Below are 12,805 nucleotides of genomic sequence, written 5' to 3' on the forward strand. Positions count from 1 at the left end.
CCTGTGTATGTTACTACCAGCGAAAGTGAGCAAATGCTTTGTTTGCTTCTGCCATCCTATGGGTGTCTTCTTTCTTTTTAAATGCGCTACCACGATTTTGCACAGCATCTAAAACTTCACCTGCCAGTCTAAGTTTCATACCTTTTTCACCACGCTTGCGTGATGCTTCAATAATCCAACGCATTGCTAAGGTAATTTTGCGTTCAGATCTAACTTCAATTGGCACTTGATAAGTAGAACCACCAACGCGACGAGATTTAATTTCAACCTGAGGGCCAATATTATCTAATGCTTGCTTAAACACTTCAATTGGTTGTGTATTGCCCTTAGCTTCAATGGTGTCTAAGGCTTCGTACACAATCTTTTCTGCCACTGATTTTTTACCATCAAGCATTAAAATATTAACAAACTTAGCCAATACTAAATCGCCAAATTTAGGATCTGGCAGAATTTCTCTTTTAGGTGCGGATCTTCTTCTCATTGTATTTTTCTTGTTTTAATTATTGTCATTGCTTATTTCTTTGGCTTTTTAGTACCATATTTAGAGCGGCCTTGCATTCTACCATCAACGCCCGTTGTATCTAATGCGCCACGAACTGTGTGGTAACGAACACCAGGTAAGTCTTTCACACGACCACCACGAATAAGAATCACTGAATGTTCTTGTAAGTTGTGGCCTTCACCACCAATATAGGTCGTTACTTCATTGGCGTTGGTGAGTCGAACACGGGCAACTTTTCTAAGTGCTGAGTTAGGCTTTTTAGGAGTTGTGGTATACACACGAGTACAAACACCGCGTTTTTGAGGGCAGCTGTCTAATGCTGGCACGCCACTTTTGACGACTTTCTTTTTACGTGGATTACGTACCAATTGATTAATCGTTGACATATTGCAATTTCTCTAAAGTTTATAATGTATATTAAGTTATTAAATCGTCCTTTGGTTTTTCTTTAAAGACAATCAAAGCGAGGCATTATACTTTGTTAGATGTTCCTATGTCAACAAGATTTACAGAGATTTTTTTAACAAGCTTTGCAATAAAAAACCACTGGCACAATCTAGCATTTCAAATACCTCATCAAAGCGTCCTTCAAAGTAAGGGTCGGGCACACTTTCGCCTTGATTATTGGGAATGTTATCCAACATTAATGAAAGTTTAGTTTGGTACTCGCTTGGACAAATAGATTGTAAAACGCTCAAGTTTGAGGTGTCCATAGCAAACATATAATCATAATGATAAAAGTCGCTCTCACGTACTTGCCTTGCCCGCTGATAGGATAAATCAACATGGCATTTATTAGCGGCTAATTGCGAGCGTGAATCTGGCCGCTCACCAATATGATAAGCATGAGTGCCTGCAGAATCTATTTCAAACAAGCGCTCAACACCACGTTTTTCCATTTGCGCCCTAAAAGTACCCTCCGCTGTTGGCGAGCGACAAATATTACCCATACAAACAAATAAAATTTTTGTTTTTTCTTTCACTCACCTGCCTTATGTGTTGATAAAATCAACACTCATTATACCAATGTGTTTATTAGTCATGTCCAACTCACTATTACAATCTGCAAAAAAAGTCATTTTAACTGAAGCACAAGCTGTAACAATGCTGGCTGATGGCCTTAATCAAAACTTTGTTGATGCTTGCCAATTAATCCAAAATTGCACTGGCAAAGTAGTATTAATTGGCATGGGAAAATCTGGACACATTGCAGGCAAGATTGCTGCAACACTTGCTTCTACTGGCACCCCTTCTTTTGCTGTTCATCCTGGTGAAGCAGGGCATGGCGACTTGGGCATGATTACACAAGAAGATGTGGTGATTGCTATTTCTTACTCTGGCGAATCTGACGAAATTATGACTTTAATACCGATTATTAAACGCCTCGGTGTATTAATCATTAGCATGACAAGAAGTGCAAACTCCTCAATTGGCAAGATTAGCGATGTACATCTTGATGTCAGCATTGAAAAAGAAGCTTGCCCGCATAACTTAGCCCCAACCTCTTCAACCACAGTGGCCTTAGTCATGGGTGATGCGCTAGCAATCAGCTTACTAACCAATAAAGGATTTAGTGTGGATGACTTTGCCCGCTCACACCCATCAGGCGCACTAGGTCGTCGCTTGCTAACCTTTGTCAGCACCATTATGAAAACAGGCGATGATATACCCATCGTCAATGCTGATACTAAATTGCTAGACGCCTTATTGGTAATGAGTCAAAAAACTTTAGGCATGGTATTAATTACCGACAACAACATTTTAAAAGGTATTTTTACAGATGGTGATTTAAGACGCGTACTTGAAACACATTCAAACATCCAAAGCTTAACCATTGGCGAAGTTATGACGTCTAATTTCCAATCAATCTCAAAAGACAAGCCTGCTATGTCAGCAGTGCAAATGATGGATGAATTTAACCTAAACTCATTACCTGTCGTTGATAATCACAACCAAGTCGTTGGTGCGATTAATACCCACACCCTGATGCAAGCAAAAATTATTTAGCCTATTAACCGGTCTATACCCCACCAAATTCCAATTAAAGAAATAACAATTGAGATTGGAATGATAACTATTTTTTTATAATCTAAATTCAGTGATTTTATGAAAAATAAAAGTAATACCACGCCTAATACAATCACAATTTGTGCCAACTCAACGCCGACATTAAAACTGATTAATGTGGTCAAAAAATTGTCTGACGACATTTTAAAACTTTTTAACATGCTAGCAAAACCTAGTCCATGCACAAGTCCAAACAAGAATACAATGATACTTTTTCGCTTAATAGACTGATTGGGTAATAAATTTTCAATTGCCACATAAGCAATTGAAAAGGCAATCAGCGGTTCAATAATTCGCCCTGATATTTGTACGATGCCAAGCATTGCCAAACCCAATGTTAAAGTGTGTGCTAGCGTAAAAGCGCTGACCAATAATAACAATCGTCGCCACTTCATTGAAGACAATACCATACCAATAATAAATAGAATGTGATCCCAGCCTAATGGAATAACGTGGTCAAAACCAATGCTTACAAATTGCAGTATCCTTTGCATGGTTGTTATTGGTTCTGGATGGTTGATATCAATCATACCACTTGTTGCACCATTACGTAACCAACGCCACTGACTCCAATTATATTCACCCTCTTTATATACTTGATAACGTAATGCGCTATCCCCATAGGTTTTATTGTATTGCCATGACAGGGTCTTTGGCCATTTTTTCAGTTGGGTTGAGTAAGTCAATAGGGTTTTTCTAGGTCTTTTCTTATAGCCCACAATATCAATCTTTGCTGAAGTGAGTGTTAGCTGTTGAGGTCTTTCATTGATTGTTAATAAAATATAATTCAAAAATTCAGTTTCAAAAGTCTTGAATTGCTCTCTCAAATCATCTGCTGTTAATGAACGAAGTGTATCGTATTGTGCTGAGTTTGGTGCATCTGTGGTATTTTTATATTGAGTGCCAATGCCAGTCATTAAAGTTTCAAGACTTAAATCAATTACAACTGTGACTTTTTTATCAGGATAGATTGAGATTTCCACCAAAGCAGGCTTGACCACATCTGCTATTGACACACCAATCAACAGCCAAAATAAGGCGATGATCTTGATCAAATATGACATTTATTTTTTATTTTTCTTATCTAAGCGCTGTTGTTTTTTACGCTTAATCTCATCCCAATCAATGTTCTCACAAGCCTCACAATAGCGATTAACAATGCCTATTTTGACTAACAGCGCATAGATTTTACAACCTGCACAAAAACCCACAATTGCCTCTAGCCACATAAATAACAAGCATATCCACACCAAGTTAAGCGCCAACCAGGAAGGTACATAATTTTCATCAACAGGAATACTAGTACCTAATAGATTGTTAACCCAAAGTGCGACTGCGTCTGGATTAAAAAAGACAATACACACAGAGATAAAACTCGCCCCTATTATCCAAGCACAACGCTTAGGGCCGATAGGCTTCCATTCGGGCTTTCTGCCAATCACCAAAAAACTGGCCAATAAAATTGTGGGGGAAAATCGTGCGCCAATAATTGACATACCTAGTAGCATTTCAATCAAAGCATAAACCAGTAATTTGGTTTGAAAAGAATAGTCAAACACTCTTTTTGTTGCCTCTACCTGATAAATAATATGATCATCCCAATCAGTTTCAAAGGTGTCCACTGAGGTGGTATTGAGAACCACATTCCAAGTTGGGCCATACACCACATCAATCAAGGTGAAAATCATATAAATTGGAATAATCAACAAAATACCTGCACGAACGCGTACAGCAGTATCATTAATATGTATAGGGTCCTCACCTAAATCACGAAACCAAAGGTTTTTAATGATACTTTTTAGTTTATCTAACACGTTAAAACCAAAATAATATTTATTAAAAAATCTAAATCAGCTCACCATCATAGTTTTCAATACCAGGATTGTTGTTCACGCCCTTAATGGTTGGGTAATTAACTTTAGTCAAATTAAGATGCTTTTGTTTGCGCAAATAATCTGCTGCCACATCCCACATTAAACGACCACTACCAACACTACCTACCTGCGCCCAACCTGATACTTTATAAGATTTATTCGGATCAATAGGCGTACCTTCATCATCTTTCATATTGCTAATACGCTGACCAAGGCCTAAAGCTGGGTCAATCGTATAATCCATACCACCCATACGCACCATATCGCCACCTGACTGCAAATATGGATCTTGTACAAACAAGTTCTCAGCAATACCTTCTAAGATTTCTTTAAGTTGTGCCCCTTTAAACTCACTCACATAAGTTTCACCATAGGTCATTGAGGTGTTGCTCATTAAATCTTCCATCGTTACGTCGTACCCTGCTAGCACGCTTGTACCCCAACGTACACCTGCTGACATGGCAAAATCTGCATTGTGCTCCTCACGTAATGAGTTAACCAATACTTGATCCCAAGTACCTATAAAATTACCACGGCGATAAAGTGTTTGCTCGGTCATACACAGTTTTTCTGTCAAAATTGCATCATAAGTTTTGCCAACACGGTCAGGATTGTTTGACATCTTAGCACTACGCGCTTCCACCACATTTTTGTCATATTTAGTAGCCCGCATTTTTTTAATAAACGACACCATAGCTGCATCAGGCTTAATAAAGTCAGTCAAAATAGGCAGCATTTTGTATTCATAACCCATGACTTTATGGTCTTTAATGTTCAAATCCATCACACCAATATACTTACCTGAACAGCCTGCATTAGTAACAACAGTAACGCCACCTGCATTTTTAACCTCAACTGGCGTAGGCATGCCATCATGCGTATGACCACCAAAAATTGCATCAATACCACTAATACGTGATGCCATTTTGATATCAACATCCATACCATTATGAGAAATTACAATGACAGCATCTGGTTTTTCATTTTTACGAATATCAACAACCAACTCGATCATTTCATCCTCACGCAAACCAAACGACCAATCTGGGAAGAAGTATTTTTGTGGGTTGGAGTTTGATGTTCTTGGAAAAGCTTGACCAATCACTGCAATACGATGACTGCCAACATTTTTAATCACATAAGGTTTGAATGGTAGCCCTTCATCCTCATTAAACAGGCCGTTACCACCATACTTTTCAGTCATGGTGATGTACTCATCACCCATTAATGCATCTTCTATAATGCGTACATTTTGACCTAAGAAGTCACCTTTAAAAAAGCCAATGTTTTTTAGTGTTTCTTCTTCTTTGTAAGTAAACTCCCAATGGCCAACCATGACATCTACCCCTAGAATATTACAAGCTTCAACCATATCAGCACCACGCGTCCAAAGTGACGTACCTGAACCTTGCCAAGTGTCGCCACCATCTAAAGTTAGTGTATTTTGTACGCCGCCTGCACTTTCACGTAATGAGTCTAGTACGGTTTTAATTTGACCAAAACCGCCCGTCTTGCCATATTTAGCCGCTAAATCTTCAAAGTTGTTGTAAGTAAAAACATAAGCATCGGCCGAGCCCGCCTTAACGCCAATTTGCTTAAGTAGCTTGTTGCCCACAACATGTGGCAACTGCCCAAAGGTAGGACCAAAACCTAGATTAACGTTTGGCTCACGAAAATAATTAGGGAGTAAGTTACCATGAGTATCAGTGATATGCAAAATACGGGCATTGCCTGTTTTTGCCACCTCGTATCTATTGTCTTGAGAAGACAACTTATCTGCATCGTTCCCACAACCACTAATCAAACCTGCTGCCGAACCAGCACCCAATACTTTAATAAAATCTCTACGTGTTAACGCCGCCATACTCTCTCCCTAGAAAACTATTTGTTAAAAACATAACCAAAATTCTAACTGATTTTTTTCGCCCAAAAAGATGCACTAAAAAAATAACGCCTTTGTTCAAAATCAAGAAAAAACATTAGGATTAGTGTGGAGTATAACGAAAAGTGGACAATTTAAAGATAATTTTATAAAAAAATTTACAGTATCACTATATAACTTGTAAAAAATCTTATAATATCGATATGAATATTGCCCAACTTTTAGCCAACATTGTACAAACTAAAATAGACATAGAGATAAAAGGTCTGTGTCTTAATACTCAAAACGCACAACCTGGCGATTTGTTTATTGCTCTTCAAGGAGCATCGGCACACGGCGCTGATTATATCAATCAAGTGATTGATAAAGGCTGCGTTGCTATATTAGTTGACTCAAAAGAGATAGAATGTGCCATTCCATCTATTCGTATTGACAACTTATCTCAATATTTACAAACACTGGCAAGCGCCTTTTATAGCAACGCCACAAAAGTTAATATCACAGGTATCACAGGCACAAATGGCAAAACTTCTGTCTCCTACTTTATCTCGCAATTACTAACCAAACTTGGGGTTAAAAATGGTTTAATTGGCACTTTGGGTATTGCTCATAATGAACAGCCATCTTTTAATACAACGCCAGACATTTTGACACTTTACCGAGTGTTGAATGATTATTACCAAAACGATATCAAGTACGCTGTACTTGAAATCTCTTCACACGCACTCGCTCAAGATAGAATTGCTGGACTGACTATTAAACAAGCAATATTTACCAACCTTACTCAAGATCATCTTGACTATCATCACACACTTGATGAATATCAAGCAACCAAACAAAAACTATTCGCTCTTGATTGTGTTGAATTCGTTATTCTTAACCAAGATGATAGTTATTACAAGCATTTTCTAAATGCTGCTAAAGGTAAAAAACAAATCAGCTACTCTCTAAGTGATTTTGACTCAGTCAAAATCACTGAACAAGGCTTTTTAGTGCGATTAGACCATTATGTTTTTGAAATCCCATTTTTAGGTACGTTTAATTTGCTGAACGTTTTAGCAGCATTAAGCAGTGTTGAAGCGCTTGGATTTAAACGCGATGACATTATTCCGCTACTTTATCAACTATCGCCACCACCTGGCAGAATGCAAAAAATTGCCTCTCATTTTGCTTGGATAGATTATGCCCACACGCCTGATGCCATTGAAAACGCCATCACTACTTTGCAAAAACACCATCCAGACTTTAAAATTCGCATTGTCTTTGGTTGTGGTGGTAATCGAGACAAAGACAAACGTGCAAAAATGGGCAAAATTGCCTCAAAACTAGCAGATACCATTATTTTAACCAACGACAATCCTAGGTTTGAAGACCCAAAGACCATTATTAATGACATTTTAAGTGGTATTGATGATAGTTATGAATTAGACATTATTGAAGACAGGCAGATCGCCATTGAGACAGCAATGACAACACTCAAAGAAAATGAATGCATACTAATTGCTGGTAAAGGACATGAAACTATACAACAGTTCTCTGATAAAAAAATCCATCTGAATGACTTAAAAATTGCACAAAATAGTATTAAAGCTACTTAACTTTCGGCTAGAAAAAAGCCTTATTTGTTGATTTTTATTAGCAGATAAGGCTTTTGTTTTGTTTAGAAAACAAAAGCCAATGCCAATATTACCCATGTCCACATTACTACCTACTTTCATTTTCATACGCTAAACGGTATTTTACCATCTACACCAACACTATAAAACATATCAAATCCATCATCCTTTCCTGTTACTCTTTTATCGTCTAATTTTAGATTGGCTTTAATATCCCAATAATGCATACCAAACTTGACAAATGGCGAAAATGCTGCATTCCGGTTAAAATGATATAATCTTGCTACACCAATACTCCTGCCAGACTGTGTCGATGACAATTGGACTCCGTTTACTGTTATTCTCTTTTTATCGTTGAAAGTTATATCGCCTGTAGAAAAATCAGCGTATTGTATTTCAATAGACATACTGTCAGAAAGACGATTACCGATTAATAACTTGTAATTTCTTTCAGTATACTCTGATTTTACGCCGCCATCATCGGTTTTACTAAACGATGACTTAACAAACCCAACACCAAAATATATAGCATCTTCTGCCACAACTATCGTTGATGACGGGCTCGTTATTGAACAGGATTATATCCTAAAAAATAAACTACTTTAATAAATATTACGATAGGAGTTTTTTTTGGATATAAACATCAATCAAGCCCATTTAATTATTGGTAATAATGTCAAAAAACAGCACATGAAAAAAGGCATATCACAACTAACATTGGCATTGGAAATGGGTTATAAATCAGTAAGTATCGTATCTATAAGCGAAATCGGAATAAACAGCAAGCATTTCAACGTTGAGCGCTTATTAAAAATTGCTAAAATTTTGCAAATAGATGTGTGTTGTTTCTTTGAAGACGTTTTATAATGAAGCGAACTAATCATAAGCCCTCATGCTACAAACTACCACAAACACCATTGCCCAAATATTAAAAACAGCTTGTACTGCCGATGTTGAATTTAAAGGCGTTTGTACTGACACTCGCAAACGTATGGATGGTGCTCTGTTTTTAGCTTTAGTTGGTGATAACTTTGATGCGCATGACTACATTGACCAAGCACAACAGATGGGTGCAGTGGCAATTGTTGCTAGCAAATCTGTAAATAGTCAACTGCCAACATTAGTGGTGGATGACACACAAATTGCACTGAGTACAATTGCCAGTTGGCATCTTAAAAACATCAAACCTATTGTGCTTGCTATTACAGGTAGTAACGGCAAAACCACCACCAAAAACATGCTAGCAAATATCTTAAATTTACAAGCACCAACGCTAAAAACTCAGGGTAATTTGAATAACCATCTGGGTGTGCCAATGACCTTATTGACACTGGAAGAACAACACCAATATGCAGTGATTGAAATGGGCGCTAACTATTTGGGAGAAATTGCACATCTTTGCTCCTTAGTTAATCCTGATATTGCCATTGTGACCAATACGCTTGATGCGCATATTGGCGAATTTGGCGGGTTTGATAATTTAGTCAAAGCCAAGGGTGAAATTTACTCAAATAACTCGCAGAATATTGTTAATACTCAAAGCACTTTTACGGGTGATGTTAGTTTTGGTAAAGGTGGTGATATTTTTGCTAGCAAACTTGTTAATAACAAATTTGATTTAAATATTCATCAGCAAAAAATATCAGTCACACTTAACTTAATTGGTGCGCATAACATTGAAAATGCCTTAGCGGCTAGTGCTTGTGCTTACGCCCTAGGAATTAATATCAATTTAATCAAGCAAGGCTTGGAAGCGACGAAGGCAGAGCATGGCAGATTAGAGATTATCAACACCAAAAAATTTAGAATCATTGATGACACTTACAATGCTAATCCATATTCTACAACTGCCGCCCTTAAAGCGTTACAAGATTTTTCTGGAGAAAAAATTGTCGTACTCGGTGTTATGGGAGAATTAGGCAGTGATTCGGAAACGCTCCACCTTAAAATCGGACAATTAGCCAAAAAATCTGCCGATACTTTTTATAGCTATGGCAAACTGGCACAACATTACTGTGGTATTCACTTTGACAGCAAACAGCAATTAGCCGACCACCTGTTAACCAATCATACCAATGCTACTGTACTAATAAAAGGCTCTAGAACGGCAAAGCTGAATGAGTTGGTTGATTTACTAAAAAAATAAACTCAATTGACCTTGACCTTTAATGCAAATATAGCGATAATAATGCCCTTAATGCGCTCGTGGCTCAATTGGATAGAGTACTCGGCTACGAACCGAGCGGTTGCAGGTTCGACTCCCGCCGAGCGCACCATATATTTTTTTCAACACTTGTCATAACAACCAACCTATGACCACAATTCCAAACATTCTAACCCTGTCAAGAATTTTTCTAATTCCAGTGTTTGTAAGTTTGTATTATTTTCAACCTGCCTACTCTATAACGCCTGCGTTTACTTGGATTAATTTCCTACTTACAGGTACTTATGCACTCATTAGTGCCACGGATTATTTTGATGGCTACCTAGCAAGAAAGCTTAATATGACCTCACAACTTGGTGCTTTTTTAGACCCTGTTGCGGATAAACTCATGGTCTCCACTGCGCTTATCCTTTTAGTGGACTTCTACCCAACTGACACACATTGGTATGTTAGTGTTTGTGCGCTTATTATTATTTCACGTGAAATTCTAGTCTCAGCACTTAGAGAATGGATGGGGACTATTGGACAAAGATCAAATGTCAGTGTTTCTTGGATGGGCAAAATGAAAACCTTTGTACAAATATTTGCCATTTTATTTTTGTTATATCAGCAACCTTTTTTTGGACTGCCAAGTTTTGAAATCGGTGTTGTTTTATTATTAATAGCAACTTTCTTAACCTTATGGTCTGGGTTTATCTATCTAAAAGAAGGGCGCAAAACTTTTAATAATTAATGCCAAATCTGACTTGACTATTATCTAAAAAACACTATAATTCATCACCTATGCGGGAATAGCTCAGCTGGTAGAGCATCACGTTGCCAACGTGAATGTCGCGAGTTCGAATCTCGTTTCCCGCTCCAAATTTAAAGGCCTGGTTTTTCCAAAAAGGATGCATACAAGTCTTTTTATTATCGGCCTTTGCAAGTTTTCACATGGCTGGGTAGCAAAGCGGTTATGCAGGGGCCTGCAAAGCCTTACAAACCGGTTCGACTCCGGTCCCAGCCTTCCACACACCTCATTTGATTTTTTTATTCTAAATCAAATATTTACAATCTAATTTTGCTTAGCCCAAGAAAACATATATTACTTTAATGCCTTAAGGCGCAAACGCAATGCATTGAGCTTGATAAATCCAGCAGCATCTTTTTGATTGTATGCGCCTTCATCATCCTCAAAAGTGGCAATTTTTTCGCTGAATAAACTATCCTTAGATTGTCGACCTACAACAGTGACATTACCTTTGTAGAATTTAAGGCGAACAACACCATTAACTGTTTCTTGAGTATTGTCAATAGCAGCTTGTAGCATTTCACGTTCTGGCGCAAACCAAAAACCGTTATAAACCATTTCGGCGTATTTAGGCATAAGTTCATCCTTAAGATGTGCTGCTGCACGGTCAAGGGTGAGTGATTCCATGGCGCGATGCGCCTTTAGCATGACAGTGCCTGCAGGTGTTTCATAACAACCACGAGATTTCATACCCACAAAACGATTTTCCACAATATCATCACGACCAATGCCGTGTGCACCTGCACGTTTGTTTAAATCTTCCATCACTGAAGCGGGGCTCATTGCTTCGCCATTGATGGCCATAATATCACCTTTTTTGAAAGTAATTTCAACGTATTCTTCCTTATCAGGTGCATTTTCAGGTGAAACTGTCCAACGCCACATGTCTTTTTCAGGCTCTGCCCAAGGGTCTTCTAAAATATCGCCTTCATAAGAAATATGCAGTAAATTTGCATCCATTGAGTAGGGGGATTTTTTTGATTGCTTTTTATAATCAATCTCAATGCTATGCTTTTGTGCATAATCCATTAAACTTTCACGCGAGGACAAATCCCACTCACGCCACGGCGCAATCACTTGGATATCTGCGTCCAATGCATAAGCATTTAACTCAAAACGAACTTGATCATTACCTTTGCCTGTTGCGCCGTGGCTGATTGCATCCGCACCTACCTGATGAGCGATTTCTACTAAGCGCTTAGAGATAAGCGGACGAGCAATGGAGGTGCCTAATAAATATTCACCTTCATAAATAGCATTAGCACGAAACATCGGGAATACAAAATCACGTGCAAATTCTTCACGCAAATCTTCAATGTAAACCTCTTTGACACCTGCAGCTTTTGCCTTAGCACGTGCAGGCTCTACTTCTTCGCCTTGACCCATATCAGCGGTAAAAGTCACCACTTCGCATTGATAAGTATCTTGTAACCATTTAATAATAATGCTTGTATCCAGTCCGCCTGAATAGGCAAGAACCACTTTGTTTATATTAGTTTTGTTCATTTTTCTTTTAAGGCAAATATAACCTTATTCGCCTTTCTTTTTATATGTGAATGTTTTGGTTAATAATATTTCATTTTGTTGGTTTAAAACTTTAACTTTCCACCCCCCTGTCGTCCATGTGTGCCAAATATTTTTACTCGACCACACATGCTAACGTTTTCCTTTAATGTTAAAACTAATTTCAGCTTTAACCTTGTCCTTATAGCGCCAACGATGCGTAACTTTATCATCCGTTAAATTACGAATATTGGTAAAAAAGTAGATTTTACCTAGAGAGCTATCAGCTTCTGTAATTATCTCAATGGGCGTTCTATCTTCAACTGATTTGGCAAAAAATGGCCGTTGATATATACTCATGTGGCCAACTTGCTAAAGCAACATTAGCCAAAAGTCCTAATAGGAAT

The 12,805-nt window shown here is 37.9% G+C and carries 15 protein-coding genes and 3 tRNA genes; 8 read left to right on the top strand and 10 right to left on the bottom strand.

Annotation, left to right across the window (positions count from 1 at the left end; translation table 11 throughout):
- Positions 1-13: 13 nt before the first annotated feature.
- From rpsG to CVPH_RS07840, 3 genes are all read right to left on the bottom strand, one after another.
- On the bottom strand, positions 14-481 hold the full coding sequence (gene rpsG, locus CVPH_RS07830) for a 30S ribosomal protein S7 (RefSeq protein ID WP_201341199.1): 468 nt from the start codon (positions 479-481) through the stop codon (positions 14-16).
- Positions 482-513: 32 nt separating this feature from the next.
- On the bottom strand, positions 514-888 hold the full coding sequence (rpsL, locus tag CVPH_RS07835; RefSeq protein WP_201339497.1) for a 30S ribosomal protein S12: 375 nt from the start codon (positions 886-888) through the stop codon (positions 514-516).
- 120 nt (positions 889-1,008) lie between these two features.
- Entirely contained in the window at positions 1,009-1,485 is a 477-nt protein-coding gene (locus CVPH_RS07840) for a low molecular weight protein-tyrosine-phosphatase (RefSeq protein ID WP_281064634.1), read from the bottom strand.
- Positions 1,486-1,528: 43 nt separating this feature from the next.
- On the opposite strand from CVPH_RS07840, the gene CVPH_RS07845 reads away from it, so the two are divergent.
- Positions 1,529-2,509 carry a KpsF/GutQ family sugar-phosphate isomerase gene (locus tag CVPH_RS07845; RefSeq protein ID WP_201341200.1) on the top strand — a complete coding sequence of 327 codons (981 nt, stop codon included), beginning with the start codon at positions 1,529-1,531 and terminating at the stop codon, positions 2,507-2,509.
- Here CVPH_RS07845 and CVPH_RS07850 read toward each other — a convergent pair.
- Genes CVPH_RS07850 through CVPH_RS07860 form a run of 3 tightly spaced genes read right to left on the bottom strand, consistent with a single transcriptional unit; the run spans position 2,506 to position 6,307 of the window.
- Positions 2,506-3,633, bottom strand: coding sequence for a HupE/UreJ family protein (locus tag CVPH_RS07850; protein ID WP_201341201.1), 1,128 nt, complete (start codon positions 3,631-3,633; stop codon positions 2,506-2,508). The genes CVPH_RS07845 and CVPH_RS07850 overlap by 4 nt on opposite strands.
- Positions 3,634-4,383 carry a DUF4395 domain-containing protein gene (locus CVPH_RS07855; RefSeq protein WP_201341202.1) on the bottom strand — a complete coding sequence of 250 codons (750 nt, stop codon included), beginning with the start codon at positions 4,381-4,383 and terminating at the stop codon, positions 3,634-3,636.
- 31 nt (positions 4,384-4,414) lie between these two features.
- Positions 4,415-6,307, bottom strand: a complete 1,893-nt coding sequence (locus CVPH_RS07860; protein ID WP_201341203.1) for a 5'-nucleotidase C-terminal domain-containing protein — start codon at positions 6,305-6,307, stop codon at positions 4,415-4,417.
- A 221-nt stretch (positions 6,308-6,528) separates the two neighbouring features.
- Here CVPH_RS07860 and CVPH_RS07865 point away from each other — a divergent pair, with 221 nt between their 5' ends.
- A complete protein-coding gene (locus CVPH_RS07865) occupies positions 6,529-7,923 on the top strand; it encodes a UDP-N-acetylmuramoyl-L-alanyl-D-glutamate--2,6-diaminopimelate ligase (protein WP_201341204.1) in 1,395 nt (464 codons plus the stop codon).
- A 122-nt stretch (positions 7,924-8,045) separates the two neighbouring features.
- Here CVPH_RS07865 and CVPH_RS07870 read toward each other — a convergent pair whose 3' ends face one another.
- Complete coding sequence (locus tag CVPH_RS07870; protein WP_201341205.1) at positions 8,046-8,483, bottom strand: outer membrane beta-barrel protein; 438 nt, start codon at positions 8,481-8,483, stop codon at positions 8,046-8,048.
- 88 nt (positions 8,484-8,571) lie between these two features.
- Between CVPH_RS07870 and CVPH_RS07875 the strand changes: the two genes are divergently transcribed.
- The 6 genes from CVPH_RS07875 to CVPH_RS07900 all read left to right on the top strand — a co-directional run bounded on the left by CVPH_RS07875 (position 8,572) and on the right by CVPH_RS07900 (position 11,111).
- Positions 8,572-8,808 carry a helix-turn-helix domain-containing protein gene (locus CVPH_RS07875; protein ID WP_201341206.1) on the top strand — a complete coding sequence of 79 codons (237 nt, stop codon included), beginning with the start codon at positions 8,572-8,574 and terminating at the stop codon, positions 8,806-8,808.
- A gap of 25 nt (positions 8,809-8,833) precedes the next feature.
- Positions 8,834-10,087, top strand: coding sequence for a UDP-N-acetylmuramoyl-tripeptide--D-alanyl-D-alanine ligase (locus CVPH_RS07880; protein ID WP_201341207.1), 1,254 nt, complete (start codon positions 8,834-8,836; stop codon positions 10,085-10,087).
- A 53-nt stretch (positions 10,088-10,140) separates the two neighbouring features.
- Positions 10,141-10,217: transfer RNA gene (locus CVPH_RS07885), tRNA-Arg, on the top strand.
- A 36-nt stretch (positions 10,218-10,253) separates the two neighbouring features.
- Positions 10,254-10,838, top strand: coding sequence for a CDP-diacylglycerol--glycerol-3-phosphate 3-phosphatidyltransferase (pgsA, locus tag CVPH_RS07890; RefSeq protein ID WP_201341208.1), 585 nt, complete (start codon positions 10,254-10,256; stop codon positions 10,836-10,838).
- A 52-nt stretch (positions 10,839-10,890) separates the two neighbouring features.
- A tRNA-Gly gene (locus tag CVPH_RS07895) sits at positions 10,891-10,966 on the top strand.
- Positions 10,967-11,040: 74 nt separating this feature from the next.
- Positions 11,041-11,111: transfer RNA gene (locus CVPH_RS07900), tRNA-Cys, on the top strand.
- Between the two features lie 78 nt (positions 11,112-11,189).
- Here CVPH_RS07900 and CVPH_RS07905 read toward each other — a convergent pair.
- Genes CVPH_RS07905 through CVPH_RS10290 form a run of 3 tightly spaced genes read right to left on the bottom strand, consistent with a single transcriptional unit; the run spans position 11,190 to position 12,758 of the window.
- A complete protein-coding gene (locus CVPH_RS07905) occupies positions 11,190-12,401 on the bottom strand; it encodes an argininosuccinate synthase (protein ID WP_201341209.1) in 1,212 nt (403 codons plus the stop codon).
- 24 nt (positions 12,402-12,425) lie between these two features.
- Positions 12,426-12,548, bottom strand: coding sequence for a DUF2914 domain-containing protein (locus CVPH_RS11300; protein WP_425353112.1), 123 nt, complete (start codon positions 12,546-12,548; stop codon positions 12,426-12,428).
- A 3-nt stretch (positions 12,549-12,551) separates the two neighbouring features.
- Positions 12,552-12,758 carry a hypothetical protein gene (locus CVPH_RS10290; protein ID WP_225879683.1) on the bottom strand — a complete coding sequence of 69 codons (207 nt, stop codon included), beginning with the start codon at positions 12,756-12,758 and terminating at the stop codon, positions 12,552-12,554.
- Between the last annotated feature and the right edge of the window lie 47 nt (positions 12,759-12,805).

Source organism: Abyssogena phaseoliformis symbiont OG214, from assembly GCF_016592595.1.
Lineage (GTDB): Bacteria > Pseudomonadota > Gammaproteobacteria > PS1 > Pseudothioglobaceae > Ruthia.

Bases quoted from the DNA above. Each gene is read 5' to 3' on its own strand.
- pgsA (WP_201341208.1), top strand. From the start codon at position 10,254: ATGACCACAATTCCAAACATTCTAACCCTGTCAAGAATTTTTCTAATT.
- CVPH_RS07880 (WP_201341207.1), top strand. From the start codon at position 8,834: ATGCTACAAACTACCACAAACACCATTGCCCAAATATTAAAAACAGCT.
- CVPH_RS07860 (WP_201341203.1), bottom strand. From the start codon at position 6,307: ATGGCGGCGTTAACACGTAGAGATTTTATTAAAGTATTGGGTGCTGGT.
- CVPH_RS07850 (WP_201341201.1), bottom strand. From the start codon at position 3,633: ATGTCATATTTGATCAAGATCATCGCCTTATTTTGGCTGTTGATTGGT.
- CVPH_RS07905 (WP_201341209.1), bottom strand. From the start codon at position 12,401: ATGAACAAAACTAATATAAACAAAGTGGTTCTTGCCTATTCAGGCGGA.
- rpsL (WP_201339497.1), bottom strand. From the start codon at position 888: ATGTCAACGATTAATCAATTGGTACGTAATCCACGTAAAAAGAAAGTC.
- CVPH_RS07845 (WP_201341200.1), top strand. From the start codon at position 1,529: ATGTGTTTATTAGTCATGTCCAACTCACTATTACAATCTGCAAAAAAA.
- rpsG (WP_201341199.1), bottom strand. From the start codon at position 481: ATGAGAAGAAGATCCGCACCTAAAAGAGAAATTCTGCCAGATCCTAAA.
- CVPH_RS10290 (WP_225879683.1), bottom strand. From the start codon at position 12,758: ATGAGTATATATCAACGGCCATTTTTTGCCAAATCAGTTGAAGATAGA.
- CVPH_RS07865 (WP_201341204.1), top strand. From the start codon at position 6,529: ATGAATATTGCCCAACTTTTAGCCAACATTGTACAAACTAAAATAGAC.